Raw genomic sequence first — 25,736 nt, 5'->3', positions numbered from 1 at the left:
CGGCAACAAACAGCTAACCCCGGCGAAACGCCACCAGCGTCACCACAATCCCCACCACCGCTGAAACGGCCCCGGCCAGGAAGACCGAAGGGTAGCCAAACGAGGTGGCTAACAGCCCCGCCAGCGGCCCGGTTATCCCGTATGAGATATCCTGAAAGGCGGCGTAGCCCCCCAGCGCCGTGCCCCGCACCTGCGGGGCAACGCGTTTAACCACTTCAACACCCAGCGCCGGGAAGATCAGCGAACAGCCGCAGCCGGTCAGGGCTGCCCCCAGCAGGGCTACCGGCGCGCTCGGCGCCTGCCAGAGCAACACCAGACCCACGGTTTCAATTACCAGCGACGCCACCGCTACTTTTACGCCACCGAAGCGATCCGGCATCCAGCCGAACAGCACCCGCATCAGTACAAACGCGCCGCCAAAAGCGGTGAGCGTAAACCCGGCCATCGCCCAGCCGCGGCTCATAAAGTAGAGCGAAACGAAGGTGCCAATCACCGCGAAGCCAACGCCCTGCAACGCAAGGCCCAGGCCTGGCTGCCAGATCTGCCCCACCACGCTCCACAGGGAAGGTCGTTCGCCTTTATGGGCCGGAACTTTACGCACCGAGCCGTTAAACGCCCAGGCCAGCAGCGGCAGTGCCATCGTGGTGGCGGCCAGCGCCGCAAAGCCCAACTGACTGTTGATCAAAAGACCCAGCGGCGCGCCTGCGGCCAGCGCACCATAGATCGCCATTCCGTTCCACGACATCACTTTGCCGGAACGCGCAGGCCCGACCAGCCCCATCCCCCATGTCAGGGTGCCGGTCAGGAGCTGGCTTTCACCAAAACCGAGAATTAATCGCCCCACCACCAGCAGCGCGAATTTCCAGGCAGCCTCTACCGGCAGCAGCGCGGCCAATAGCCATGCACCCCCCGCCAGCCCGCAGGCGAACATGCCCTGCAATGCCGAGCGTTTTGCGCCGTGCTGATCCGCCAGCCGTCCGGCATAGCCGCGGGTTAGCACCGTGGCTAGAAACTGAATACCTACGGCGATGCCGACCATGGTGTTGCCATAGCCCAGCTCCTGGTGCACAAACAGCGGGATCACCGGCAACGGCAGGCCGACGGTCATATAGGTGAGGAATACCGCAAAGGCGATACGGAACAGCGAGACGTTGCCGGAAGCGGCGTGTTTATCTGTGGTAACGGCCGTCATGCATAACTCCATGTTCAGGCATAAAAAAAGGGAGCCATCAGGCTCCCTTCTACTATACATTCAAACGCTTATGCTTTCAGCTTACGCATCACCAGCGTGGCGTTGGTGCCGCCGAAACCGAAGCTGTTGGACATGACGGTAGTCAGTTCACGCTCGGTGGTTTCAGTTACGATGTTCAGACCTGCGGCCTGCTCGTCCATCTCTTCAATGTTGATGCTCGGCGCGATAAAGCCGTTTTCCAGCATCAGCAGGGAGTAGATCGCTTCCTGCACGCCAGCCGCACCCAAGGAGTGACCGGTCATGGCTTTGGTGGCGGAGATAGCCGGGCTGTTGTCGCCGAACACTTCACGGATAGCACCCAGCTCTTTCACGTCGCCTACCGGAGTAGAGGTACCGTGGGAGTTCAGGTAGTCGATTGGGGTATCAATGCCGTGCATCGCCATCTTCATGCAGCGCACTGCGCCTTCGCCTGATGGAGCCACCATGTCTGCGCCATCGGAGGTGGCGCCGTAGCCAACAATCTCAGCATAGATGTGCGCACCGCGGGCCAGAGCGTGTTCCAGCTCTTCCACCACGACCATACCGCCGCCGCCAGCGATAACGAAACCATCGCGGTTTGCGTCATAGGTACGGGAGGCTTTTTCCGGGCATTCGTTGTATTTGGTGGACAGGGCGCCCATCGCATCGAACTCACAGGCCATTTCCCAGCCCAGCTCTTCGCCGCCGCCAGCAAATACGATGTCCTGTTTACCCAACTGGATCTGCTCAACCGCGTTACCGATACAGTGTGCAGAGGTCGCGCAAGCGGAGCTGATGGAGTAGTTTACGCCGTGGATTTTGAACGGGGTTGCGAGGCAAGCGGAAACCGCTGAACCCATCGCTTTGGTCACAACGTATGGACCGACCGCTTTCAGGCCGCGCGGGCTGCGCATCGCGTCGGCACCAAACACCTGCGCTTTAGAGGAGCCGCCGGAGCCAGCAATCAGACCCACGCGCGGGTTGTTCTGATAAACCTCTTCGCTCAGGCCAGCGTCAGCAATCGCTTCCTGCATAGAGAGATAGGCGTAGATGGAGGCATCGTTCATGAAACGGACCACTTTGCGATCGATCATGCCCGTGGTGTCCAGTTTTACATTACCCCATACGTGGCTACGCATACCGGAATCTTTAAACTCTTCAGAGAAGGTGATCCCGGAGCGTCCTTCACGCAGAGATGCCAGGACTTCCTGCTGGTTATTACCGATGCTGGAAACGATGCCCAAGCCAGTAATCACTGCACGTTTCATTCAATACCTCTGTAAGTCGCACTATTTAAGTTTCGAGTCGCACAATAGCGTACACTTGTACGCCGAACAAGTCCGATCAGCCAATTTCTGTGGAAATTTGCACCATCAGACGCACATCGTTAAGATCGCGGCACAGCCTGTCAGACGAGTAACTTACGTGAAACAAAACGCTATACAACCCGCCAACCTCGAATTCAACGCTGAGGGTACACCTGTTTCCCGAGATTTTGACGATGTCTACTTCTCTAATGATAACGGACTGGAGGAGACGCGTTATGTTTTCCTCGAGGGAAATCAGCTAAATTCCCGTTTTCCGCTGCATCCCCGCGATCTCTTTGTGGTGGCCGAAAGCGGCTTTGGCACCGGGCTGAATTTTCTTACCCTCTGGCAAGCGTTCGATCGCTTTCGTGCGGCACACCCTGACGCTACTCTGCAAAGGTTACATTTCATCAGTTTTGAGAAGTACCCGCTGGCCGCCGACGATCTCCGTCTGGCCCACCAGCACTGGCCCGAGCTGGCGCCGTGGGCGGAACAGCTCCAGGCCCAGTGGCCGCTGCCTATCGCAGGCTGCCATCGTTTGCTGCTGGACGGCGGGCGCGTCACGCTCGATATCTGGCTGGGGGATATTAACGAACTCACCGATAAGCTGGATGACTCCCTGAACCAGCAGGTTGACGCCTGGTTCCTCGACGGTTTTGCCCCGGCCAAAAACCCGGATATGTGGAGCCCTGGGCTGTTTGCCGCCATGGCGCGTCTGGCGCGGCCCGGGGGAACGCTCGCCACCTTTACCTGCGCCGGGTTTGTCCGTCGCGGCCTGCAGGAAGCGGGCTTCACCATGAAAAAAACCAAAGGCTTTGGCCGCAAGCGCGAAATGCTTGTCGGGGTGATGGAGCAGGATTGCCCCTCCCCTGCCCGCACCCCGTGGTTTGCCCGTCCGGCCAGCGACGGGCGCGAAACCGCCGTGGTGGGCGGCGGGATTGCCAGCGCGCTACTGTCGCTGGCGCTGCTGCGCCGTGGCTGGCAGGTGACGCTCTACTGCGCCGACGATGCCCCGGCAGCAGGCGCCTCCGGCAATCGTCAGGGGGCGCTCTATCCCCTGCTCAGCGCCCAGGATGCTGCACTGAGCCAGTTTTTCCCGGCGGCGTTCACCTTTGCCCGCCGCCTGTACGACACCCTGCCGGTGGCCTTTGATCATGCCTGGTGCGGCGTCACCCAGCTGGGCTGGGATGAAAAGAACCAGAAAAAAATCGACCAGATGCTGGCTCTGGGCCTGCCCGAGCAGATTGCGGTGGCGGTGAACGCCCAACAGGTGGCGGAGAGCACCGGGGTGCCCACCGGCTGCGGCGGGATCCAGTATCCGCTCGGCGGCTGGCTGTGCCCGGCGCAGCTTACCGCAGCGGCGATCGCGCTGGCGCAAACTCTGGGCCTGCAGGTGCGCTATGGCCGCAAGATAACGTCGCTGGCCCAGACCGACGCCAGGTGGATGTTGCAGTTTGCCGACGGTGAGCAGGCGCAGCATGGCAGCGTGGTGCTGGCGAACGGACACGGCATCAGCCAGTTCAGCCAGACCGCACCACTGCCGGTCTACCCGGTGGGCGGTCAGGTGAGCCATATCCCGGCGGCACCGCGGCTGAGCCAGCTACGTCAGGTGCTCTGCTACGACGGGTATCTGACCCCGCAAAATCCAGCCAACGGCCAGCATTGCATCGGCGCAAGCTATCATCGCGGCCAGACCGAGCCGCAGTACAGCGATGAGGACCAGCAGCATAATCGCCAGCGTCTGCTCGACTGTTTGCCGCAGGCGGCATGGGCGCGTGAGGTGGATGTCAGCGCAGGCGAGGCGCGCAACGGCATTCGCTGCGCCACCCGCGATCATCTGCCGATGACGGGTGCGGTACCGGACTATGAAGCCACGCTGACGGCTTATCAGGATCTCGCCAGCAACACATCCCAGGCGGTCAGCGCCCCGGCGTTCCGGAATCTGTTTATGCTCGGCGGGCTGGGCTCCCGCGGGCTCTGTACGGCGCCGCTGACGGCGGAGGTTCTTGCCGCCCAGATGAGTAACGAGCCGATCCCGCTGGACAGCCACACGCTGGCCGCGCTCAATCCGAACCGGTTATGGGTAAGAAAGTTGTTGAAGGGGAAAAGGGTGAAAGCGTAGGCCCGGTAAGCGTAGCGCCACCGGGCGATTACCGATTAGTTCAGGCTGGCTTTCTGAAACAAGGTTTCCCACATCCCCAGCACTAATGACTGGTCGCGCGGAGAGAGTTCGCCGGCCAGAATCGCTTTTTCCAGGCTGCGGGAAACTTCAGCATGCACCGCGTCCGCAGAGTGGTCGTCACCGGCTTCCAGTTCGGCGACGGCCAGCGTCAGGTGACCACGCAGATAACCGCTGGCAAACAGTTCATCGTCACTGGCGTGCTCCACCATGTCATCAATTAACGCCAGAATGCGTGATTCAAATTCTGCGATCATCTTCTTTCCTCAGTTAAGATCTTCCGGCCACGGGAAGTGTTCCGCCGTGATGTCCGGCGTGTGGTAATAATTCTGTAAAGCCTTGATCAAGCGCGCCGGACGTTCCGGGATGCCTTTTTCAAGGTACTCCATCACCTGCGCGTGCACGCGGCGCTGGAAGACAATACGGTCTGGCTCGAAGTCGCCTTCGAGATTGTCGCAGCTGACGTTGAACGGAAATCCTGCCGCCACGCAGAAGAGCCATTCCAGCGCCTGGGGTTTCACTTCCACATCTTCAAATTGCCCCTGGGTCGCGGCGTCACGCCCGTCCGGGCAGTACCAGTAGCCAAAGTCCACCAGCTCGCGGCGCGCTTTACCGGCAATGCACCAGTGGGATATTTCATGCAGACCGCTGGCGTAAAAGCCGTGGGCAAAGACGATCCGGTTGTACGGTAGCTCTGCATCAGCAGGAAGATAGATCGGTTCGTCGTCGCCTTTAATCAGACGGGTATTAAAATCATCAGCAAAACAGCCGTCGAAGATCTCAATCAGCTGTTCATATTTATGCGTACTGTTCATTAGTTCATCCCCAACCAGTGGAGGATCTCCTGTCCGTGGCTGTCATAAAGAAGTTTGGCACTCATGACGGCCGAGACAATGACAATCATCGGACGGATGAGCTGTTGCCCTTTGCTTAACACCAGGCGCGAACCTGCCCGCGCGCCCAGAAATTGTCCGGCCATCATCACAAAGCCTGTCGCCCAAATCACCTTCCCGCCGATGATAAAGAGCAGCAGGCCACCGACGTTAGAGGTGGCGTTCAGCACTTTCGCATGGGCGGTGGATTTGGCGAGGTTAAAACCGGCCAGCGTGACAAACGCCAGGGCGTAAAACGACCCGGCCCCGGGCCCGAAGAAGCCGTCGTAAAAGCCGACGCAGCCGCCCGCGATCAGCGCAAACGGCAGACCGTGCAGGCGGCGCTGCCTGTCCTCTTCACCCAGTTTCGGCATCAGTAAAAAATAGAGACCAATGCAGATGACGAGAATCGGCAAAATCTGGCGCAAAATATCAGACTGCACGTGCTGAACCAGCAGCGCCCCGCTGGTAGAGCCGATAAAGGTCATCAGGATGTTGAGCTTCTGATCGGCGAGGCTCACCACCTTGCGGCGGATAAAATAGAGCGAGGCGGATAACGATCCGCCGCAGGCCTGCAGCTTGTTGGTCGCCAGCGCCTGGGCCGGGCTCATGCCCGCCGCTAGCAGCGCCGGAACCGTCAGTAACCCGCCGCCACCGGCCAGGGCATCAATAAACCCGGCCAGCATGGCGATAAAAAACAGCGCCACCAGCATCAGCGGCGACACCATAAACAACTCAGCAAATTGGTCCATCACAGGGCATGCTCATCCAGTAGCGCCTGGCAGGAAGGCGGCAACGGAGGCGGTGTCTTCTTCTCAGGCTTGGTGGGTCCAGGTTTCGCTGGCTCAAACCAGCTTTGTAATTCCGCGCCGCAGCCATCGCCTGGCGGCGGTAACGGTTGATCTTCACACTCGAGGCTGTTCGCCGGGCATCGCAGGCGCACGTGCATGTGCGCGCGGTGCTGGAACCACGGCCGCACTTTACGCAGCCAGTCGCGGTCGGTTCCGGCATCTTCGCATAGCTGCTGCTTGATGGCCGGGTTAACGAAGATACGCGTGACGTCGTTATCTTCCGCCGCCAGCTTGATCATGCTGGAGACCTCTGGCGACCAGCGCGACGGCACCACCCGCTTGCCATCGCTGGAGACCAGATCGAGGGCCTGCGGCTTCAGCAGCTGTGCTGACGTCCAGCGGGTTTTTGGTAGCTGGAGGAAGATATCGACATCCAGCCCTGTCTGGTGGCTGGCGTGGCCGCCGTTAAAGCGTCCACCTGCCGGCATCCCCATATCGCCAATCAGCATCGTGCCGAGCCCCAGGTTATGCACCTGGTTACCCAGACGCTGAATAAACAGCACCAGGTCCGGGTGGCCGAAGTAGCGGCGCTGGTCGGTACGCATCACCTGATACGTATCCGACTGCAGAGGAAGTTCCTGCGCACCAACGATACAGCCATTAGAAAACGCACCAATCGACTGGGCGCTGCCCGCGACCGGATGGGTGATTTTTTGCCATGGCGTTGCCGCCAGAGCGGCTCCACTGGCAAGCAGCGCCAGCAGAGCAATTGCGGTTTTTTTCATGGTTACCAGCGTGGAATGGTGGTCGTCACATCCGCATTCTGCGCGCGCTGGCGCAGGAAGTGATCCATCAGCACGATCGCCAGCATCGCTTCGGCGATCGGCACTGCGCGGATCCCGACGCAGGGATCGTGACGTCCTTTGGTGATCATCTCAACTTCTTCACCAGAGCGGTTAATGGTGTGGCCCGGCACGGTAATGCTGGAGGTTGGTTTCAGCGCAATGTTGGCGATAATCTGCTGCCCGCTGCTGATGCCGCCTAAAATGCCGCCCGCGTGATTGCTCTGGAAGCCCTGGGCTGTGATCTCGTCCCGGTTCTGACTGCCACGAAGCTGAACCACGTCAAAACCGTCGCCAATCTCCACCCCTTTTACCGCATTGATGCTCATCATCGCATGGGCGATATCAGCATCAAGGCGGTCAAAGACCGGCTCGCCCCAGCCCGGCGGTACGCCGTCAGCCACCACGGTGACTTTGGCGCCAATGGAGTCGCCCTCTTTCTTCAGGGCGCGCATCAGTTCATCAAGCGCTTCCAGCTTCGAGGCGTCGGCGCAGAAGAACGGGTTCTGCTCAACCTGCTCCCAGTCGGCGATCGCCAGCGGGATGTCGCCCATCTGGGTCAGGCAGCCGCGAATGGTGATACCAAACTTCTGTGCGAGGTATTTTTTGGCAATGGCCCCTGCCGCGACGCGCATGGCGGTTTCACGGGCGGAGGAGCGTCCGCCGCCGCGATAGTCGCGAAAACCATATTTCTGCTCGTAGGTATAGTCGGCGTGGCCCGGACGGAACACATCCTTAATGGCGCCGTAGTCCTGGGAACGCTGATCGGTATTCTCAATCAACAGGCCGATGCTGGTGCCGGTGGTGCGTCCTTCAAAGACGCCTGACAGAATTTTGACCTGATCCGGCTCGCGGCGCTGGGTGGTGTAGCGTGACGTGCCTGGACGGCGTCGGTCGAGATCGTGCTGTAAATCGGCTTCAGTCAGTTCGATGCCTGGCGGTACGCCATCGACGATACAGCCCAGCGCCAGCCCGTGGGACTCACCAAACGTCGTCACACGGAATAATTGTCCAATACTGTTTCCTGCCATCACGGCTCCGTTTTCGTTGTTCTGTGTTTGAGCTTTCTGTGTTTGCGCAATGTGAAACGGGCCGAAGCCCGTTGGATTAATCTTTGTAGATGCTGAAGTGTTCGCGCGCGGCGAGAAGCTGCGCTTTGGTCAGCATGAAGACGCCGTCCCCACCGTTGTCGAACTCGAGCCAGGTGAACGGCACATCCGGATATTGCTCCATCAGATGTACCATGCTGTTACCGACTTCACAAATCAGAATGCCGTTGTCGGTGAGATAATCCGGCGCACAGGCCAGAATGCGGCGGGTCAGCTTCAGGCCGTCGGAGCCGGAAGCCAGGCCCAGCTCTGGCTCGTGACGGTATTCGTTTGGCAGGTCTGACATATCTTCTGCGTCAACGTACGGCGGATTGGTCACAATCAGGTCGTACTGCACTTTTGGCAGGTCACGGAACAGATCGGAACGGATCGGCGTGACATGATGGATCAGACCGTGCTCTTCAATATTGTGTTCCGCTACCGCCAGCGCATCAGGAGAGATATCGACAGCATCCACTTCTGCTTCCGGGAAGGCGTACGCGCAGGCAATGGCGATGCAGCCGCTGCCGGTACACATATCCAGGATATGCTCAGGCTGATGGTCAATCAGGCCGGCGAACTGGTTGTTGATCAGCTCACCAATCGGCGAGCGCGGCACCAGCACGCGTTCATCGACAAAAAACTCATGGCCGCAGAACCAGGCTTTGTTGGTGAGGTAGGCAACCGGAATGCGCTCGTTAACGCGACGGATCACGCGCTCAACGATGCGGTGTTTTTCGCTGGAGGTCAGGCGGGCTGCGCGCATATCTTCCGGAATATCCAGCGGCAGATAGAGGGATGGCAAAACCAGCTGTACCGCCTCGTCCCATGGGTTGTCGGTACCATGGCCGTACCAGATATTGGCCGCGCTGAAACGGCTGACCGCCCAACGCAACATGTCCTGAATGGTTTGCAGCTCATTCACCGCTTCATCGACAAAAATTTTATCCACTATGTTCTCCAGGGCATGCTCGCTAAATTTTCGGCGGCTAGTGTGCCATGAAGACGGCGATAAATCAGCATTGTCAGCCGCCGCCGGCATTGAAAAAATGCGTTTTGCCGCGCAGTGAGTCAGGTACACTGTCGGAAATAAGAGATGAGACGACCCCATGAAAAAGAAAATATCGCTCAGCGAGGAGGATCAAACGCTGTTTCGTCAGTTAATGACCGGCACGCGTCAAATCAAGCAGGACACCATTGTCCACCGCCCGCAGCGCAAAAAAGTGAGTGAAGTTCCGGTAAAACGGCTGATTCAGGAGCAGGCCGACGCCAGCCACTACTTTTCCGACGAGTTTCAGCCGCTGCTAAATACGGAAGGTGCGGTGAAATATGTGCGCGCGGACGTCAGCCATTTCGAGCTGAAAAAACTGCGTCGGGGAGATTATTCGCCGGAGCTGTTCCTCGATCTGCACGGGCTAACCCAGATGCAGGCGAAACAGGAGCTGGGCGCGCTGATTGCCGCCTGCCGTCGCGAACATGTTTTTTGCGCCTGCGTGATGCACGGCCACGGCAAACATATTCTCAAGCAGCAAACCCCACTGTGGCTGGCTCAGCATCCACACGTGATGGCATTTCATCAGGCACCGAAAGAGTATGGCGGTGATGCCGCCTTGCTGGTGTTAATTGAAGTGGAAGAGTGGCAACCGCCTGAGCTCCCCTGAGAGACAGGCGGGTGGCTGGATGCTACCCGCCTGGGTCCGTTTTACATCAGATAGCTTTCGCCATCTTCAGATTGCAGGGGCTCATCTGCCAGTTGAAGACGCCAGCACCCGTTTCAGAGAGGGTAACGTTGGCAATGGCAGAGGTGCTGAACATTGGCGGCGTTTCGCCCGGGCAGAGTTCAGCCACCAGATAGCCGACTAACGGCAGATGGGAAATTACCAGCGCAGAGGCGACACCTTCATTGCACAGCGCCTGAAGATAGGCACTGACAAGACCCACGTCGCCGCACGGGGTAAGCTCTGGCAGAACATCGACATTGGCTGGCAGGTTCATACACTCCCCTACCACATCCAGCGTCTGTTCAGCGCGTAAGAACGGGCTGACGAGGACACGTTCAATATCCACTTTTTGCCCTTTCAACCAGGTAGCCATTTGACGGGACTCGTCACAGCCGCAAGGCGTCAGAGGACGTACAGAGTCACTGGCAGCATCAAGTGCCGCGTCACCGTGACGCATGATAAAAACTTGCATATTGCACCGCTTTTGTTGACCAGGATCACCGGTGTTATTGCCCCGCGTGAACACTTAACGAGGTAAAAACCCGATGGCCGGGCATTGTGCCTGATCCATCCGTTGAATGAAACGCTGTTTTTTACCTCAACGGCGTAAGTATAGTCAATGTCTGTTTACAAATTAGACAGGACCAGCCCCTTCAACGGCGGATTTACTCTTATTTGACCTTAATTTACAAGGTCAGTTTCCTTTGCTGGCCAAAATCGCAGCCCCTGATCCGCCATCTGCAATAATGTGTCACACGGTGTAAACCGCGGCCCATATTGCACAGCCAGTCGTTGTAAAATCGCAACAACTTCACCCGCACCTACGCTATCCATATAGCGGAACGGGCCACCCAGGAAAGGTGGGAAACCAATGCCAAAAACGGCGCCAATGTCGCCATCTCGACCATTTTTAATGACCTTCTCACCAAAGCAGCGCGCCGCTTCGTTGAGCATCATCATCACGCAGCGTTCCGCGCACTGGGTCGCAGAGAGTTTGCCCTCGCCGCCAGGCTTAATAAGCCCATAAATCGCCGGGTCTACCCGCTTCTTGCTTTTACGCCCTTTTGGCTCGTAAAGATAGAAACCGCGGCCATTTTTTCTGCCTTTGCGATCGTCATTCAAAATTGCAGAAACAATGTTTGCGGGCGCGCTAAACCGTTCTCCATAAGCGCTTTCCAGCACAGGTATAATTTTAGTGCCGGTATCGATTCCCACCTCATCCAAAAGTTGGATTGGGCCGACGGGGAAACCAAACTTCACCAGCGCATTATCGATATGCTCGACCTTTTCGCCTTCGGTCAGCAGGCGCATAGCCTCGTTGATATAGGGGGCCAGAATGCGGTTGACGTAGAACCCGGCTTTATCAGCCACCACCACCGGCGTTTTGCCCTGCATTTTTGCCAGCTTAACGACGGTGGCAATGGTCTGCGGGCTGGTTCCGGCATGGGGGATAACCTCCACCAGAGGCATTTTTTCTACCGGACTAAAGAAATGCAGCCCAATCACCTGCTCAGGGCGCGCGGCCTGGGCCGCAATATCGCCGATAGGCAATGAGGAGGTATTAGAGGCAAAAATGGTGTGCGGCGCACAGTTCGCTTCGACCTCGGCCACCATCTGCTGTTTCAGCGCCAGGTCTTCAAATACTGCCTCAATCACCACATCGCGATGACGGAATCCGCTGTAGTCAGTGGTGCCGGAGATCAGCGCCAGCTCGCGATCGCGCTCGCTGGCTTTGATATGGCGGCGTTTGACCTTTTTATCAAGCAGCTGCCAGCTGTACTGCAGGGCGTGGTTGATCCCTTTCGGATTGATGTCTTTGATCCGCACCGGTAATTTGCCTTTGCTGGCGCTGACGAAGGCGATCCCGCCCCCCATCAGGCCACCGCCCAGCACGCCAATTGACGCCAGCGGCGCAGGCTCGGCTTCGCTGCCGGGATCTTTCTTCACGTCGGTGCTGGCAAAAAAGATGCTGCGCAGCGCCTGAGACTGCGGCGTCATCGCCAGCTCGCCAAAGGCTTTCGCTTCTGCAGCATAGCCGCTGCTGCTGCCCTGAGTCAGACCGGTATGGATAACCTCAAGAATGCGTTTTGTCGCCGGGTAGTTGCCCTGGGTTTTTTGCTCGGTTTTGTTCGCCACCATTTTAAACAGCAGCGCACGGCCCAGCGGCCCTGCCAGTACGCGCTCGCGCACCGGTAAGCGACGGCTATCGGGTTTGCCTTTCAGCGCGCGCGCCACGGCGGCCTCCAGCAGAATGGAATGCGGAACCACCTCATCTACCAGCCCGACTTTCAGGGCCTGACGCGGACGCAGCTGTTTGCCGGCGAGGATCATCTCCAGCGCCGTGCTGACGCCCACCAGTCGCGGCAGGCGCTGGGTGCCGCCTGAGCCCGGCAGTAAGCCAAGCTGCACCTCCGGCAGGCCCAGCACCGTTTTGGCGTCGTCGGTACAAATTCGTCCGTGGCAGGCTAGCGCCAGCTCCAGGCCGCCGCCGAGACAGGCGCCGTTGATCGCCGCAATCACCGGAATGGTCAGGGCGTGAATTTCGGCCATGATCTGCTGCCCCTGACGGGCCAGGTCTTCCGCTTCCTGGGCGCTTTCAGCGCGGGCAATCATGTTGATATCGGCCCCGGCGATAAAGTTATCCGGCTTGGCCGAGATAAATACCAGCCCGCGCAAGGCTTTGTTTTCTCGCACCTGTTTGAGGATAGCGCGAACCTGACCGCCAAACTCCGCTTTCAGGGTATTCATCTTTTCGCCTGGGGCGTCAATGGTGACGACCGCCACGTTGTCCGGACGCACGTCCAGGGTGAATGCCGTTGTCATCTCCATTACTCTACCTCCAGAACCATTGCGGCACCCAGGCCACCCGCAGCACAGGCGGTGACCAGTCCAAACCCACCGCCGCGACGGCGCAACTCATGCAGCGTCTGGGTGATCATCCTCGCCCCGGTCGCGGCAAAGGGGTGGCCATACGCAATGGAGCCCCCCAGCACGTTAAATTTGCTTTCGTCCACTTCGCCGGTGGCGTGGGCGCGGCCCAGCACATCCCGGGCAAAACGATCGCTTGCCAGCAGTTGCAGGTTGGCCAGGGTTTGCGCGGCAAAGGCTTCATGCATGTCGATGAGCGTCAGATCGCCCATCGTCAGTCCGGCGCGCTCCAGCGCCAGCGGCGTGGACCAGGCCGGCCCCAGCAGCATATCCTGCCAGACATCAATGGCGGTAAAGGCATAGCTGCGCAGATAGCCGAGCGGCTTCAGGCCCAGCTCTCTGGCGCGGGATTCGGTCATCAGGATCACCGCTGCCGCGCCGTCGGTTAACGGCGTGCTGTTCGCCGCCGTGACGGTGCCATGTTTGCGGTCGAATGCCGGACGCAGTTTCGCATAATCCGCCAGCGTAGAGGTGCCGCGAATATTGTTATCCTGGCTTAGCGGTTCGCGGAATGGTGGGGTGTAGGCGGTCATCACCTCCTCCGCCAGCTTGCCTTCTGCCCAGGCTTCTGCGGCGCGCTGATGCGAGCGGTGCGCCAGGGCATCCTGCTGCTCACGGGTGATGCCATAGGTTTTCGCCATCTGCTCGGCGGTATCCCCCATTCGCAGCCCGGTGGAGTATTCCGCCACGGCGGGGGGAACAGGAAGGAGATCGCGCAGACGCAGGCGCGAGAACAGTGACAGCCGCTGCCCGGTGGTGCGGGCCTTGTTGACGTCCACCAGCACACGCGCGAGCTTTTTGCTGACGCCAATCGGCAGAACTGAGGAGGAGTCGGCACCCCCGGCTATCCCGACGCGAATGGTACCGGTTATCAGGCTTTCTGCCACGTTCGCCACTGCCTGAAAGCTGGTGGCGCAGGCACGGCTGACGCTGTAAGCATCGGTGTGGACATTCATTCCGGTGCCAAGCACGATTTCACGGGCGATATTCGGCGCTTCCGGCATTTGCACGACCTGGCCAAAGACCAACTGTTCAATCACCTCGGGCGGGATTTCGCTGCGAGCCAGCAGCTCCCCTACAACCATTTTTCCCAGATCGACGGCAGGTACGCCATGATATGCCGTCGCCTGACGGGCAAATGGCGTGCGTAATCCACTGACAATGGCAATGCGATCCCCCTGACGGGTGATTAGCGGTAATGCCTGACTCATAACGCTCCCCTGTGAATAACAAATGCGCAAAGTGGTCTGACCTGATAACAGTCTTAACTAAATTTTTACATTAGCCAATCGGGGAGAGGAAAAATTGCGAGCGAACACACAGAGAGGAGACGAAACGCCTCCCGGAAGGGAGGCGCGGGAAGGGATTAACGCAGACCGAGTTGAAAAATCAGGGATTCTGCTTCGCAGCTGAACACGAAGTCGATGTCCAGACGAACGCCACCTTCCACTTCAGTGAAGTTGGCGTTGATTGCACACGGTTCAGACTCCACGCCGCGGGCTTTTTCGGTCAGCGCGGCCAGCGTCTCTTCGGCGTCGGCACGGCGGGTAAACTCACGGCTGTAAGAGGCGGTGCAATCCGTGTTGTCCACAATGGTGCCCACATCCATACAGCAGCAAACCGGGGTTTCATCAGCACTGCATTTACTCATAGTAGATTTCCTCTTCATTCGCGCATGGCGCGAGATAAACACGATGCTGATATTTTACGCGCCGGGCGGGAGCGGCTCCAGTTGTTAATGGCTTTAAACCGGGTAAGTGAGCAATATCACAAGTAAAAATGATCTAAAACAAAAATCACCCATTAGGAGGACGCGAACTGGTCACAATTTTGCCAACCAGATCCCGTTTCGAAAAACATATCGGTAAATATTCATAAACACCCTTGCAACATTCTATCTGGTCAGACCTATACTCTCGCCACTGGTCTGATTTCTAAGTGTTACCACAGACCCTACACTTCGCGCTCCTGTTACGGTATGTAACAAAAATTGAATAAAAATAACTCAATGAGGTTATGGTCATGAGCCAGAAAACCCTGTTCAAAAAAACTGCGCTGGCAGTCGCAGTGGCAATCGTCTCCACCTCCGCCTGGTCAGCGGGCTTTCAGTTGAATGAGTTCTCTTCCTCAGGCCTGGGCCGCGCCTATTCCGGGGAAGGTGCTATCGCTGATGACGCAGGGAACGCGAGCCGTAACCCTGCCCTGATCATGATGTTTGATCGTCCCACCTTCTCCGCAGGTGCCATCTTTGTTGACCCTGACGTGGATATCTCCGGACGCTCGCGAACGGGCGCAAGCCTGAATGCGGATAACATCGCGCCAACAGCATGGGTGCCAAACCTGCACTTTGTCGCACCAATCAACGATCAATTCGGCTGGGGCGCATCCGTCACCTCTAACTACGGACTGGCGACCGAGTTCAATAACAACTACGCAGCAGGGGCATACGGCGGTACCACCGACCTGGAGACCCTCAACCTGAACCTGAGCGGTGCTTATCGCCTGGATAATCACTGGAGTTTCGGTGTTGGCTTTGATGCGGTCTATGCGAAAGCGAAAATTGAGCGCTACGCGGGTGACCTGGGTCGCATCGTTGCAGGCTCCGGGGCATTACCTCCGGCTCTGGCACGACAGGTCGCGGGGATCCCGGGAGATACCCAGATTGCCTACCTGAAAGGTGATGAGTGGGGCTTTGGCTGGAACGCCGGTATTCTGTATGAAATCGATAAGAACAACCGGTATGGCTTGACCTACCGCTCTGAAGTGAAAATCGATTTCGATGGCGACTATAAGAGCAGCCTGCCTTCAGCCTATAACCAGATCCTCGGAAACTTTGGTCTGCCAATGGGGACGGATGGCCGCACCACTGGCGGTTCTCTGACCCTGAATTTACCTGAGATGTGGGAACTGTCCGGTTATAACAGAGTCGCGCCGCAATGGGCCATCCACTATAGCCTGACCTACACGAGCTGGAGCCAGTTCCAGGAGCTGAAAGCGACTAACAGCGGCGGTGATACGCTCTTCTATAAAGACGAAAGCTTCCGTGATGCTTACCGCATCGCTCTGGGTACCACCTACTACATGGACGATAACTGGACATTCCGTACCGGTATTGCCTTCGATGACAGCCCGGTTCCGGCAGACAAACGCTCTATCTCCATTCCGGATCAGGATCGCTTCTGGCTGAGCGCCGGTGCGACCTATGCATTCAACAAAGATGCCTCCATCGATGCGGGTGTCTCTTATATGCATGGTCAGAAAGTGACGTTCCAGGAAGGTCCGTATGAGTTCTCTTCTGAAGGTAAAGCCTGGCTCTATGGCATGAACTTCAACTACGCGTTCTAATCACGCAGGGATAAAAAAGGTGAGCCTCGCGCTCACCTTTTCTTTTTTATTCCGCATCAATCTCGGAGAGTTCATTCTCGATCGCTTTGGCGTTCGGGTTATCTTCCGGTTTCAGCTTACCGCCGTTAGCAATGAAGTCGTGATTCTGGAAGTACGCTTCACGCACCATGAGATACGGATCGGAAGACTGACGCAGCAGACCGTCTGAATCCAGCAGTTGCGCGCGCGTCTCCACCCCTTCCAGCGTCCATTTACCCACCGACAGCGGCCAGGTCAGCCACGACAGCACCGGATAGAGCGTATCGACCATATCACCGCCGTCATCACGCAACGTGAAGCTACCGTAGAACGGCAGATGCACGTACGGGCCGTAACCCACATTGTAGTGACCCAGCGTACTACCGAAGCGGTGCGGCTGTTCGCGCTGCAGCTTCGGATTCGCCATCCCGGCAACGTCAATAAAGCCACCCATACCTAACAGGGTGTTCAGGAAGAAGCGGGTAAAGTGGACCATCCCCTGATAGGGATCGCCCTGCAGGAAGTAGTTCGCCATCACCGCTGGCTCTTCGAGGTTGCTGGTGAAGTTGCTCAGCCCGTTACGGGCAGGCTGTGGAACATAATCCCGCCATGCCACCGCAACCGGACGCACCACATACGGATCCAGCACGTTATAGTTGAAGTTGTACATGGTGCGGTTAAATCCTTCCAGAGGATCGGAGCGCCCCTGCTGCTCGCCAGAGCTGGCGCAGCCCATCAGCAACGTGGTGCTCAACGCAACCACCGACAGCCGAAGTTTCATATCTTTCTCCCTGTTAAGTATGGCTATCAGCAAAAGCCATCCGTCATGGCGCTTTCGCGCTCTGTCTGTAAACGTGTAAGTGATTGTATCAGCGCGTTTACTGATGTCTACGACCACAAATCGGGGCAATAAACACTCTCTGGTATGATCTCAGAATAGCCTGGCTTTAGGTTTTCGTTTGGCTGGCAATTTTATACGGCCTTTGCCAGCGATGTATCGCCTTTATTGCCATTACAGGAATTTAAGAGCTTCCCCACGGGCGGCGGGAGAAAAAGCGCTACGCTTAAAGGTATCTGCAACCTATGGAGCATTGCGATGGACGAGCTAAAAGAAGAAAAAATTGATAACCATACCGAAGAGCTGGAAGTTGAAAGCGAGGAGAATCGCCGGGGAAAGAAGATTGAGGTTGACGAGGATCGCCTGCCCTCACGTGCAATGGCAATCCACGAACATATTCGCCAGGATGGTGAAAAGGAGCTGGAGCGCGACGCCATGGCGCTGTTCTGGTCGGCCATTGCCGCCGGATTATCGATGGGCGCTTCCCTGCTGGCAAAAGGGATTTTTCATGTCGAGCTTGAAGGGGTACCCGGCGGGATAATCATCGAAAACCTCGGATACACCTTTGGCTTTATCATCGTGATTATGGCGCGCCAGCAGCTCTTCACCGAGAATACCGTCACCGCCGTACTGCCGGTGATGCAAAGCCCAACCTGGGGCAATTTCGGCCTGCTGATGCGCCTGTGGAGCGTGGTACTGCTCGGCAATATTATCGGTACCGGTGTCGCCGCCTGGGCGTTCGAGTTTATGCCGATATTTGATGAGCCCACCCGCGACGCCTTTGTGAAAATCGGGATGGGAGTCATGGAAAACAGCCCGGCAGAGATGTTCGCCAACGCGATCATCTCCGGCTGGATTGTCGCCACCATGGTCTGGATGTTCCCGGCGGCCGGTTCAGCGAAAATCGTGGTCATTATTTTGATGACCTGGCTTATCGCTCTGGCCGATACCACTCATATCGTGGTGGGTACGGTAGAGATTTTATATCTGGTCTTTAACGGCACCATTCACTGGAGCGAGTTTTTCTGGCCCTTCGCGATCCCTACTCTGGCAGGCAATATCTGCGGCGGCACCTTTATTTTTGCCTTGCTGAGCCATGCGCAAATCCGTAACGATATGTCGAATAAGCGCAAAGCCGAGCTTAAGGCCCAGCAGGAGGAAGCGGAAGAAGATAAAAAAGCGGTGTGAGTGGCGACACTTTAAGCAGTCAGGCGGTCACGCGCTTAACGCATTGTATAAATGACGTTATACTCGTGCCGCTTTGTCCCCTTAGTTAAATGGATATAACGAGCCCCTCCTAAGGGCTAGTTGCAGGTTCGATTCCTGCAGGGGACACTTTCCTGCCGTCAGATTTACCATTTTTTCCCGCAACTTCGTAAGTTACTTTCTGTTCAATAGCACCCATAAACACAACTTAACCGGTTGCTGTAATGTACTCTCCCGCCATCAGAACGTATCCCTGGCTCACCAGGTAATACAAAATTGAACGGAGAAAGTTAATGAAGAAGATCCTGATCGCGCTGGCTTTAATCGCCCCATGCTCTGCCTTTGCTGGTGTTATCTTTCACCCGGTAGAACGCGCAGCCGTGGTTGCGAATTCCGCCCACCCGGTAGCGGCTGCAACGGTTACCGCGCAGGCAAGAAATCACCGTGCCGCCAGGGTAGATGCCGTTAACTGCAACGATGGGCATTGCGTACAGCGCGGCAACGTCATTCGCTAAGCGTTACGGAGCCCCGAAAGGTTGGGGCTCTCACCAGATGTTATTTCATCGAATCATTCAGCAGTGACAACACTACCTGCGGCGTCTGGTTGGCTTTGGTCATTAACGAGGCGAACGTTTCCTGGAGCATCTGCGCCCGGGCCATACTGGACACTTCCGCGGCATAGTCCGCATCTTCAATCCGCGAGCGGGACGCACTGACCGCAACAGACATTGTCGCCTGGAGATTTTGCGTGGACTCCAACCGGTTCGCCACAGCGCCCAGCGTGCTGCGTCTTTCATCAACCTGTTTAATGGCATTATCGAGCGCGGCCAGAGGGTTCTCAGGATTTTTCAGGCGGATCTCATCGCCGACTTCAGCGATATTCAGGGTCGTGTAGTTGGTCGCCGCATCCGTAGAGGCACTAAAAGACGCCTGGTAGTAGATCTGGAGATCCCCCAGACCATTCAGCGTTTTTAGCAGGAAACGGGCAGGATTCTCATCAGTCAAAACCAGAGTGGCTTTTTTTGTCTCAGTGCCGTTCACCACATCCATGTAGTAATTACCGTCCGCGTCCAGGCGCAGCACATCGTTGGAGATATTACCTTTGGCATCGGTATAACGCACGTTGACCTTCGCAGGATCCATCGTGACCCTTGACGACCCGCTGACCTGATTCACATCAGAGAAATTATTCAGACTGGTAGCGTTATTCGCCGTCACCACAAGCGAACTGTTCGTACCGTCAGTCGTGGTCGTTACTGAGGCAGTGTAATAGTTAAAATTACCATTGCCATCATCCACTTCCATAATGTACTGGCTGCCCGACTTCAGGAGTCGGGAACTGGAGCCGGAAAGCGGATTATTACTCGCATCCCTGAAGCTCAATGCTGCGGTCGTGGCATCAATATTGGGCGTAGTCGTTACGACAGCCGGAAGCGTAGCGAAATCCGTATCCAGTTTTGCCGTGGTGCTGGTCATTTGTGCGGTGACGGCACCCGATGAACCGTAGCTCAGGGTTGCAGGATAATAGAAATCATCCTGCTCAATATAATACTGGCCGTTTGATTCTCTTAATGTCGGCGCGGGACTATTGCTTAACATTCCCCCGTTGGTATCGATATAGCTCACCGAAGTAATGGTCCGGCTATTTAGCTGGGTGACGCTGCTGTAGAGAGGCGTTCCATTGGTGGCACTGATATTTACAGTTCCGGTTCCGCTGGCGGTATCCCAGCTTGCGGCCGTGGTGGCCTGATAATAAGCTGGCTTGCCGTCGGCTCCCGTGTCCTGAATGTAATACCGGCCATCAGTGGCGTTTCGCACCAGTTGCGGCGAGTTGTATGAGCCCGTCGGATACCAGGTTACGCTGACATTACCGCTGTTCAGGTCGATATTACTGGCATTTCCAGAAACCTGATTGATATCTGAAACCTTACCGCTGATGCCACGAATAACGAAATCCTTCAGGCCGATACTCTCTACGCTGAAATTTTTCGATAAATCGAGGGAGATTTTTTCATTATCCCGGGTGCCGACCTGAAAACCGACGGTACCCGCACTGCCATTCAACAGATTGATGCCGTTAAAGTCGACAGCGCCGTTCAGGCGGTCGATCTCTTTAAGGTTTAAGTTGATTTCGGCCTGAATGGTATCGGCATCCACCAGGGTATTGGATTCACTGAGCCCTTTGACTGTAAGCTCGCGAATACGCTGCAAACGATTGTTAATTTCATCCATTGCGCCTTCGGCCGTCTGAATCATCGACAAGCCATCACCAGCATTCCGCTGCGCCTGCTGCAGCCCATTTTGCTGGCTGGTCATGCGGTTAGCAATCGCCTGGTTGGCCGCATTGTCCTTCGCGCTATTGATACGCATGCCGGAAGACAAATTGCGGATAGACTGCTCCAGGGCAGAGGTGTTTTTTGCAGATTGACCCCGCAGCGTTAACGCCATCAGGTTAGTTTTTAGGCTCAGCATTTCGATATACCGATACAGGTTTCTCTGAAGCTGTTATCGGTCGTACAGTAGATTAGTTGATGATTTATTTGAGCCTTAACCAAATTTGGTAGGGGGCGTGGCGCATAATTGCGAATATGTTAATGCGTTCCAGCGTTAAGAAGATGCCCAAAAACCGATAATAACCCTGCCAGTGGCGAGGTTTAAGGAGGATTACATGCCAAAAGCACTACTCATCATCGATATGCAGAATTTTGTCACAGAGAGAATTCAGCAGGGCGTGGATTACTTCCCGCATAACAGCATTGAAAACATGACCTCTGTAATTGAAAAATTCAGAAAATCAGGCCTTCCCGTCATCCACGTTCGCCACCAGACGCCTGAACAGGGCTCGCTTTTCCATCCCAGCTCCTCCTCCAGCTTACCCCTGGACGCCTTTAAAGAATCAGCGAACGAACCGGTCTTTATCAAACACACCTCCTCCGCGTTCAGCTCAACGGGATTACTGGATTATCTTCAGGATGCGCAAATTTCAGAGGTTGTTGTCACTGGCGCGGTGGCCGGATTTTGCGTTAACTCCACCGTCAGGATGGGTGCCGACCTTGGATTAAAGATGACGGTGCTAAAAGATGCGGTAATCAGCTTTGAACTGAGTCAAGCTCAGCTCAGCGCAAAAGTCATTCATGATGTCACCCTTGCGCTGCTTGCGGCCGATTTTGCCCAGGTTATCCCTGCAGTGGAATTACAGGTATAATCTGCCCATCATTTGACAGATTTCAGAAACGACGATGACCAAACTCACACTACAAGAGCAGATGCTGAAAGCTGGCTTAGTCAGCAGTAAAAAGCTGGAAAAAGTGCAGCGCACCGCCAAAAAGTCCCGCGTCCAGGCGCGTGAGGCCCGGGAAGCGGTAGAAGTGAATAAGCAGGCGCAAATTGAGCGCGACAAAGAGCTTAGCGAACAGCAAAAGCAGGCGACGCTGGCAAAAGAGTATAAGGCGCAGATCAAGCAGTTGATTGAGATGAACCGCATTGTGATTGCCAAAGGCGATATCAGTTTTAACTTCACCGACGGCAATCTGATTAAAAAAATCACTGTGGATAAGACCACGCAAAAACAGCTGGTCAATGGCCGTCTGGCGATTGCGCGTCTGGTTGCTGAAGCGGGTCGCGAGAGCGAATACGCCATCATCCCTGCCGTTGTGGCGAATAAAATTATGCAGCGTGATGCGAGCTATATCGTCTTCAGCGGTGAGCTGACGCAGGAAGCGAAGGATGAAGACGATCCATACGCCGATTTTGTCGTGCCTGACGATTTGATGTGGTAACACTTAAAAGCCACCTCCCGGCGAGGTGGCCTTTCTCCATACTTATTAACGCTCGTGGAACGCCTCCGCTCTGGCGCGCAGAATCGGTTTCAGCAGATAGGCCATCACCGTTTTCTTACCGGTAATAATATCCACCGACGCCACCATTCCCGGAATAATTAACAGCGGCTTTTCATCCGTGCCGAGATGGTTTTTATCGGTGCGCAGGCGAATCACGTAAAAACTTTTCCCGTCTTTGTCGGTTACCGTATCAGGGCTGATCTGCTCCAGCGTTCCCTTCAGGCCGCCATAGATGGTGTAGTCGTAGGCGGTGAACTTCACCGTTGCTTCCTGGCCCGGACGTAAAAACGCAATGTCCTGCGGGCGAATTTTGGCCTCCACCAGCAGCTTGTCGTCCAGCGGCACAATCTCCACCAGGTCGTTGCCCGGCTGGATCACGCCGCCGATGGTGTTGACCATTAGCTGCTGCACCACGCCGCGCACCGGCGAGGTGACCAGGGTACGGTTCACCCGGTCGGAAATCGCCTTGCCCGACGCCTCTATCTTGCTGAGATCGGTTCGCGCCTCGTTGAGCTGCCCCAGCGCCTCGCTGCGATAACGCCCGCGCGTTTCACTGACTTTGCTCTCAATCTCCTTGATGGCCGCTTCCGCCCGGGGAATGGCAAGGGTCACGGAGTCGAGCTGTCCCTGGGTCTCTACCACGCCACGACGCAGGCGGAGCACTTCGACTTTGGAGATCGCCCCTTTCGCCACCAGCGGTTCAGACATGGCGACCTCCTGCTGCTGCAGCCCCAGGCTACGACGGTACTGGCTGGCTTTGCCCTGGAAGTCGAGCAGCTCCTGCTTCTTCTGCACCAGCTGTTCGTTGAGCCCCGCCAGTTCGCTCTGAATACGTTTGTTGACGCTGGCGAAGAGTTCCATCTCACCGCTGGCGATCTCCGGCGCCTTCTTCACTATCTCCGGCGCCAGGGTCAGGGTTGTGGCATCGTTCAGCTGCGCGGTCAGACGCTGGATGCGCGCCTGGAGCGCCAGCCGGTCGGCTTCGCTCTCCCCGGCGTTGGAACGAAACTGGGTATCATCCAGACGCAGCAGCGGCGCGCCGGCTTTCACCACCTCGCCTTCATGCACAAAGACTTCGGCCACGATCCCACCCTCAAGGTTCTGCACTTTCTGCAGACGTGATGAGGGGATCGCCCGCCCTTCCCCGCGCGTCACTTCGTCAATGCTGGCCAGCGATGCCCAGAGGATCATGGCGATAAAGAAGGCGAAGATAGCCCACAGCGTGACGCGCACCACCCGGGGGGCATCATCCAGCAACGCTTTGTTGACCTCGTTGGTGGTAAACGGTGCGGGCTGTTTATCTCCTGACAGCCAGCTCATCAGGCGGCTAAGCGTCTCAACGATTCGCATGAATTTGTCCCTTCTTCAGCGCACTCATGACGCTCTCTTTCGGGCCATCGGCAATGATTTTGCCGTTGTCGACGATAATCAGACGATCCACCAGCGTCAGCAGCGACGCACGGTGGGTGACCATCAGCAGCGTTTTGTTGGCAATCACCGGCACGAGCGCCTTTTTGATCAAATCTTCGCTGGTGTTATCCATCGAACTGGTGGGTTCGTCCATCAACAACACCGGCGGGTCGAGCAGTAGCGCCCGCGCCAGGGCGACAGCCTGCCGCTGGCCGCCGGAAAGGCTCATTCCCCGCTCACCCACCTGCATGTTGTAACCGGAGGGGTGACGACGGGCAAACTCGTGCACCCCGGTCAGGGTAGCCACCCGCAGCATCGTCTCGTCATCAACGTAGCTGGCGCCATACACCAGGTTCTCCCGCAGGGTGCCGCTGAACAGATGAATATCCTGTGGCGCGTAGCCGATATTGTGCCGCAAATCGTGAACATCGATCTGACGGGCATCGATGCCGTCGATCAGCACATTCCCGCTGTCCGGCTGGTAAAACCCGACCAGCAGTTTCGCCAGCGAGCTTTTCCCGGACCCACTGCGGCCAATAATCCCCACCTTCTCCCCGGGCTGGATCGTCAGCGAGACGTTGCTGAGCGAGGCATACTGATTGCCGGGATAGATAAAGGTCACATCGCGCAGCTCAATGGCGCCGGAGAGGGTTTCCCGCTTCAGCGGCACTTCGTCGTCCTGCACCTCCTGCTCAAGATCCATCATCCGGTCGATGGTGGCCTTGGTCATTCGCGCGCGCTGGTAGCGGGTGATGAGGCTACACAGCTGGCCGATGGGCATCATGGCGCGACGGTGCAACAGATAGCAGGCAATCAGCCCGCCCATGCTCAGGTTGCCGCCGATAATGATGTAGACCCCGGCCACGATCAGGGCCACGCCGCTGAACTGCTGCAGCCAGGCAGTAAAGTTCACCGCCACATAGGAGAGCGACTTCACCCGCAGTTCCAGCTTGCTCAGCTGACCGGTGAGGTGCTCCCACTGATACTGACGCTCGCTCTGGGCGTTGTTGATTTTGATGGCATCCAGGCCGGTGAGTGTCTCCACCAGCATCGCCTGGCGTTCGTTGGAGAGCTGATAGGTCTTCCTGACCCGCGACATCAGCGGACGCTGGATCAACCAGTTCACCAGCAGCGCCAGCGGATAAGCGAGCAGCGGGATAAACACCAGCGGGCCGCCAATGATGCCAATCACCAGCAGGATCAGCAGGGTAAAGGGGAGATCGATAAAGGCGGTCAGCGTCAGCGACGACAGAAAATCACGAATCGACTGGAACTCCTGGAAATTCTGCGCAAAGCTGCCCACCCGCTGCGGGCGGAGCTTCATCTTCATCCCCAGCAGCCGCTCGAACAGCGCCGAGGAGACCACGAGGTCGGTTTTTTTGCCCGCCAGATCGAGGCAAATTCCCCGCAGGATCTTCAGTACAAAGTCGAACACAAAGGCAATGCTGATGCCAATCGCCAGCACCCACAGCGTGGCGGTGGCCTGATTGGGCACCACCCGGTCATAGACATTCATCACAAACAGCGGGGCGCTGAGGGCCACCAGGTTGACGAGGAAACTGGCGACCACCGCATCCAGGTAGAGGGATTTCGACAGTTTGAGCGTGTCCTGGAACCAGGCTTTGGTACGCGGCAATGTAGCCGTCGGCTGGGCATCAAACTCATGCTCCGGAGAGATAAAAATCACCCGGCCGCTGTAATTCTCCGCCAGCGTCTCTGGCGACACGGTGATTTCACCGCCCTCCGTTTCGCTGGGTAGCAGCCGGGCGCGCTGCTGCGCATCCCAGCCAATCAGCACCGCGGCCTGATTGTTCTTCAGCAGGAGAATGGCGGGCAGAGAGAGCGCGGTGATGTTTTCAAGCCCACGCTGCACCACCCGCGCCTTGAGCCCGGCCCGTCCGGCGGCGCGGGGGAAGGTCTCTGTCGTCAGGGTGTGGGCTGCCAGCGGCAACCCCGCGGTCAGGACGTTGCGGCTGGTGCCTATGTTATGCAATTTACAGACGATCATCAGCGCATCCAGCAGGGGATCGTCATGGCTTTGCCGCGGATCCAGCCTGCCCTGCGCCTGCGGGGCCATCTCGATGCGATCAGAGGAGTCAATATCAGGCGTCATTCTCTGCCTCAGTGTTCTGCGGACGGGAA

General features: G+C 57.0%; 23 protein-coding genes and 1 tRNA gene. 7 read left to right on the top strand and 17 right to left on the bottom strand.

The features are described 5' to 3' along the window. Positions 1-13: 13 nt before the first annotated feature. Both ACT3IC_RS16085 and fabB read right to left on the bottom strand, forming a co-directional pair. On the bottom strand, positions 14-1,192 hold the full coding sequence (locus ACT3IC_RS16085) for an MFS transporter (protein ID WP_159339633.1): 1,179 nt from the start codon (positions 1,190-1,192) through the stop codon (positions 14-16). A gap of 68 nt (positions 1,193-1,260) precedes the next feature. Further along, the gene (fabB, locus tag ACT3IC_RS16080; RefSeq protein ID WP_159339634.1) at positions 1,261-2,478 is read right to left on the bottom strand and encodes a beta-ketoacyl-ACP synthase I; all 1,218 of its coding nucleotides are present in this window, start codon (positions 2,476-2,478) and stop codon (positions 1,261-1,263) included. A 157-nt stretch (positions 2,479-2,635) separates the two neighbouring features. On the opposite strand from fabB, the gene mnmC reads away from it, so the two are divergent. After that, entirely contained in the window at positions 2,636-4,639 is a 2,004-nt protein-coding gene (gene mnmC, locus ACT3IC_RS16075; RefSeq protein WP_473478153.1) for a bifunctional tRNA (5-methylaminomethyl-2-thiouridine)(34)-methyltransferase MnmC2/FAD-dependent 5-carboxymethylaminomethyl-2-thiouridine(34) oxidoreductase MnmC1, read from the top strand. A 35-nt stretch (positions 4,640-4,674) separates the two neighbouring features. On the opposite strand, the gene ACT3IC_RS16070 is transcribed toward mnmC, so the two are convergent. The 6 genes from ACT3IC_RS16070 to prmB all read right to left on the bottom strand — a co-directional run bounded on the left by ACT3IC_RS16070 (position 4,675) and on the right by prmB (position 9,241). After that, positions 4,675-4,953: a YfcL family protein gene (locus ACT3IC_RS16070; protein ID WP_103180529.1), complete on the bottom strand. Its 279-nt coding sequence runs from the start codon at positions 4,951-4,953 to the stop codon at positions 4,675-4,677. Positions 4,954-4,962: 9 nt separating this feature from the next. Next, positions 4,963-5,511 carry an elongation factor P hydroxylase gene (locus tag ACT3IC_RS16065; protein ID WP_103180530.1) on the bottom strand — a complete coding sequence of 183 codons (549 nt, stop codon included), beginning with the start codon at positions 5,509-5,511 and terminating at the stop codon, positions 4,963-4,965. Beyond that, positions 5,511-6,320, bottom strand: coding sequence for a sulfite exporter TauE/SafE family protein (locus ACT3IC_RS16060; RefSeq protein WP_103180532.1), 810 nt, complete (start codon positions 6,318-6,320; stop codon positions 5,511-5,513). Before ACT3IC_RS16060 ends, ACT3IC_RS16065 begins: the two co-directional genes overlap by 1 nt. Continuing rightward, positions 6,320-7,144: a penicillin-insensitive murein endopeptidase gene (mepA, locus tag ACT3IC_RS16055; RefSeq protein WP_473478150.1), complete on the bottom strand. Its 825-nt coding sequence runs from the start codon at positions 7,142-7,144 to the stop codon at positions 6,320-6,322. The genes ACT3IC_RS16060 and mepA overlap by 1 nt, the downstream gene beginning before the upstream one ends. Before the next feature lie 2 nt (positions 7,145-7,146). Further along, positions 7,147-8,232: a chorismate synthase gene (aroC, locus tag ACT3IC_RS16050; protein WP_103180536.1), complete on the bottom strand. Its 1,086-nt coding sequence runs from the start codon at positions 8,230-8,232 to the stop codon at positions 7,147-7,149. A gap of 76 nt (positions 8,233-8,308) precedes the next feature. Then, a complete protein-coding gene (gene prmB / locus ACT3IC_RS16045) occupies positions 8,309-9,241 on the bottom strand; it encodes a 50S ribosomal protein L3 N(5)-glutamine methyltransferase (protein WP_103180537.1) in 933 nt (310 codons plus the stop codon). A 157-nt stretch (positions 9,242-9,398) separates the two neighbouring features. Between prmB and smrB the strand changes: the two genes are divergently transcribed. Next, complete coding sequence (gene smrB / locus ACT3IC_RS16040) at positions 9,399-9,950, top strand: endonuclease SmrB (protein ID WP_103825178.1); 552 nt, start codon at positions 9,399-9,401, stop codon at positions 9,948-9,950. 46 nt (positions 9,951-9,996) lie between these two features. Here smrB and sixA read toward each other — a convergent pair whose 3' ends face one another. From sixA to ACT3IC_RS16020, 4 genes are all read right to left on the bottom strand, one after another. Beyond that, positions 9,997-10,482, bottom strand: a complete 486-nt coding sequence (sixA, locus tag ACT3IC_RS16035) for a phosphohistidine phosphatase SixA (protein WP_103180541.1) — start codon at positions 10,480-10,482, stop codon at positions 9,997-9,999. Between the two features lie 209 nt (positions 10,483-10,691). After that, positions 10,692-12,839, bottom strand: a complete 2,148-nt coding sequence (gene fadJ / locus ACT3IC_RS16030) for a fatty acid oxidation complex subunit alpha FadJ (protein ID WP_103180543.1) — start codon at positions 12,837-12,839, stop codon at positions 10,692-10,694. Next, the gene (gene fadI / locus ACT3IC_RS16025) at positions 12,839-14,149 is read right to left on the bottom strand and encodes an acetyl-CoA C-acyltransferase FadI (protein ID WP_103180544.1); all 1,311 of its coding nucleotides are present in this window, start codon (positions 14,147-14,149) and stop codon (positions 12,839-12,841) included. Before fadI ends, fadJ begins: the two co-directional genes overlap by 1 nt. A gap of 155 nt (positions 14,150-14,304) precedes the next feature. Beyond that, the gene (locus ACT3IC_RS16020; protein ID WP_103180546.1) at positions 14,305-14,589 is read right to left on the bottom strand and encodes a YfcZ/YiiS family protein; all 285 of its coding nucleotides are present in this window, start codon (positions 14,587-14,589) and stop codon (positions 14,305-14,307) included. 371 nt (positions 14,590-14,960) lie between these two features. Between ACT3IC_RS16020 and fadL the strand changes: the two genes are divergently transcribed. Beyond that, positions 14,961-16,283 (top strand): long-chain fatty acid transporter FadL, encoded by a 1,323-nt coding sequence (gene fadL / locus ACT3IC_RS16015; protein ID WP_168192031.1) that lies wholly within the window; start codon positions 14,961-14,963, stop codon positions 16,281-16,283. A 46-nt stretch (positions 16,284-16,329) separates the two neighbouring features. Here the strand turns inward: fadL and mlaA are convergent, their stop codons facing one another. Next, entirely contained in the window at positions 16,330-17,082 is a 753-nt protein-coding gene (mlaA, locus tag ACT3IC_RS16010; RefSeq protein WP_103180550.1) for a phospholipid-binding lipoprotein MlaA, read from the bottom strand. A gap of 315 nt (positions 17,083-17,397) precedes the next feature. Here mlaA and ACT3IC_RS16005 point away from each other — a divergent pair, with 315 nt between their 5' ends. Further along, positions 17,398-18,327, top strand: coding sequence for a formate/nitrite transporter family protein (locus ACT3IC_RS16005; protein WP_156654969.1), 930 nt, complete (start codon positions 17,398-17,400; stop codon positions 18,325-18,327). 75 nt (positions 18,328-18,402) lie between these two features. Beyond that, positions 18,403-18,474 (top strand) — tRNA-Arg (locus tag ACT3IC_RS16000). A 191-nt stretch (positions 18,475-18,665) separates the two neighbouring features. On the opposite strand, the gene ACT3IC_RS15995 is transcribed toward ACT3IC_RS16000, so the two are convergent. Beyond that, positions 18,666-18,830: a hypothetical protein gene (locus ACT3IC_RS15995; RefSeq protein ID WP_159339637.1), complete on the bottom strand. Its 165-nt coding sequence runs from the start codon at positions 18,828-18,830 to the stop codon at positions 18,666-18,668. A gap of 70 nt (positions 18,831-18,900) precedes the next feature. Beyond that, positions 18,901-20,817, bottom strand: coding sequence for a flagellin N-terminal helical domain-containing protein (locus ACT3IC_RS15990; RefSeq protein ID WP_473478145.1), 1,917 nt, complete (start codon positions 20,815-20,817; stop codon positions 18,901-18,903). 196 nt (positions 20,818-21,013) lie between these two features. Between ACT3IC_RS15990 and ACT3IC_RS15985 the strand changes: the two genes are divergently transcribed. Together ACT3IC_RS15985 and ACT3IC_RS15980 are read left to right on the top strand one after the other, a co-directional pair. After that, complete coding sequence (locus tag ACT3IC_RS15985; protein WP_214422239.1) at positions 21,014-21,550, top strand: cysteine hydrolase family protein; 537 nt, start codon at positions 21,014-21,016, stop codon at positions 21,548-21,550. A gap of 34 nt (positions 21,551-21,584) precedes the next feature. Further along, positions 21,585-22,124, top strand: a complete 540-nt coding sequence (locus ACT3IC_RS15980) for a DUF2058 domain-containing protein (protein ID WP_159339639.1) — start codon at positions 21,585-21,587, stop codon at positions 22,122-22,124. 45 nt (positions 22,125-22,169) lie between these two features. Here the strand turns inward: ACT3IC_RS15980 and ACT3IC_RS15975 are convergent, their stop codons facing one another. After that, positions 22,170-23,534, bottom strand: a complete 1,365-nt coding sequence (locus tag ACT3IC_RS15975; protein WP_180210278.1) for an HlyD family type I secretion periplasmic adaptor subunit — start codon at positions 23,532-23,534, stop codon at positions 22,170-22,172. Beyond that, positions 23,521-25,671, bottom strand: a complete 2,151-nt coding sequence (locus ACT3IC_RS15970; protein ID WP_159339667.1) for a type I secretion system permease/ATPase — start codon at positions 25,669-25,671, stop codon at positions 23,521-23,523. Before ACT3IC_RS15970 ends, ACT3IC_RS15975 begins: the two co-directional genes overlap by 14 nt. Positions 25,672-25,736: the final 65 nt, after the last annotated feature.

The organism is Leclercia sp. GHBNCSD (assembly GCF_055805075.1).
Note: the sequence above shows the minus strand (reverse complement) of the source record. Positions and strands in the feature narration are given on the sequence as shown.

Excerpts from the sequence above, each read along its gene's own strand:
- ACT3IC_RS15985 (WP_214422239.1), top strand. The coding sequence starts at position 21,014 with ATGCCAAAAGCACTACTCATCATCGATATGCAGAATTTTGTCACAGAG.
- fadJ (WP_103180543.1), bottom strand. The coding sequence starts at position 12,839 with ATGGAGATGACAACGGCATTCACCCTGGACGTGCGTCCGGACAACGTG.
- sixA (WP_103180541.1), bottom strand. The coding sequence starts at position 10,482 with ATGCAAGTTTTTATCATGCGTCACGGTGACGCGGCACTTGATGCTGCC.
- mepA (WP_473478150.1), bottom strand. The coding sequence starts at position 7,144 with ATGAAAAAAACCGCAATTGCTCTGCTGGCGCTGCTTGCCAGTGGAGCC.
- ACT3IC_RS15995 (WP_159339637.1), bottom strand. The coding sequence starts at position 18,830 with ATGCCCATCGTTGCAGTTAACGGCATCTACCCTGGCGGCACGGTGATT.
- ACT3IC_RS16070 (WP_103180529.1), bottom strand. The coding sequence starts at position 4,953 with ATGATCGCAGAATTTGAATCACGCATTCTGGCGTTAATTGATGACATG.
- mlaA (WP_103180550.1), bottom strand. The coding sequence starts at position 17,082 with ATGAAACTTCGGCTGTCGGTGGTTGCGTTGAGCACCACGTTGCTGATG.
- ACT3IC_RS15970 (WP_159339667.1), bottom strand. The coding sequence starts at position 25,671 with ATGGCCCCGCAGGCGCAGGGCAGGCTGGATCCGCGGCAAAGCCATGAC.
- fadL (WP_168192031.1), top strand. The coding sequence starts at position 14,961 with ATGAGCCAGAAAACCCTGTTCAAAAAAACTGCGCTGGCAGTCGCAGTG.
- smrB (WP_103825178.1), top strand. The coding sequence starts at position 9,399 with ATGAAAAAGAAAATATCGCTCAGCGAGGAGGATCAAACGCTGTTTCGT.
- ACT3IC_RS16005 (WP_156654969.1), top strand. The coding sequence starts at position 17,398 with ATGGACGAGCTAAAAGAAGAAAAAATTGATAACCATACCGAAGAGCTG.
- ACT3IC_RS16085 (WP_159339633.1), bottom strand. The coding sequence starts at position 1,192 with ATGACGGCCGTTACCACAGATAAACACGCCGCTTCCGGCAACGTCTCG.
- fadI (WP_103180544.1), bottom strand. The coding sequence starts at position 14,149 with ATGAGTCAGGCATTACCGCTAATCACCCGTCAGGGGGATCGCATTGCC.
- ACT3IC_RS16020 (WP_103180546.1), bottom strand. The coding sequence starts at position 14,589 with ATGAGTAAATGCAGTGCTGATGAAACCCCGGTTTGCTGCTGTATGGAT.
- ACT3IC_RS15980 (WP_159339639.1), top strand. The coding sequence starts at position 21,585 with ATGACCAAACTCACACTACAAGAGCAGATGCTGAAAGCTGGCTTAGTC.
- ACT3IC_RS15975 (WP_180210278.1), bottom strand. The coding sequence starts at position 23,534 with ATGCGAATCGTTGAGACGCTTAGCCGCCTGATGAGCTGGCTGTCAGGA.
- ACT3IC_RS16060 (WP_103180532.1), bottom strand. The coding sequence starts at position 6,320 with ATGGACCAATTTGCTGAGTTGTTTATGGTGTCGCCGCTGATGCTGGTG.
- ACT3IC_RS16065 (WP_103180530.1), bottom strand. The coding sequence starts at position 5,511 with ATGAACAGTACGCATAAATATGAACAGCTGATTGAGATCTTCGACGGC.
- fabB (WP_159339634.1), bottom strand. The coding sequence starts at position 2,478 with ATGAAACGTGCAGTGATTACTGGCTTGGGCATCGTTTCCAGCATCGGT.
- aroC (WP_103180536.1), bottom strand. The coding sequence starts at position 8,232 with ATGGCAGGAAACAGTATTGGACAATTATTCCGTGTGACGACGTTTGGT.
- ACT3IC_RS15990 (WP_473478145.1), bottom strand. The coding sequence starts at position 20,817 with ATGCTGAGCCTAAAAACTAACCTGATGGCGTTAACGCTGCGGGGTCAA.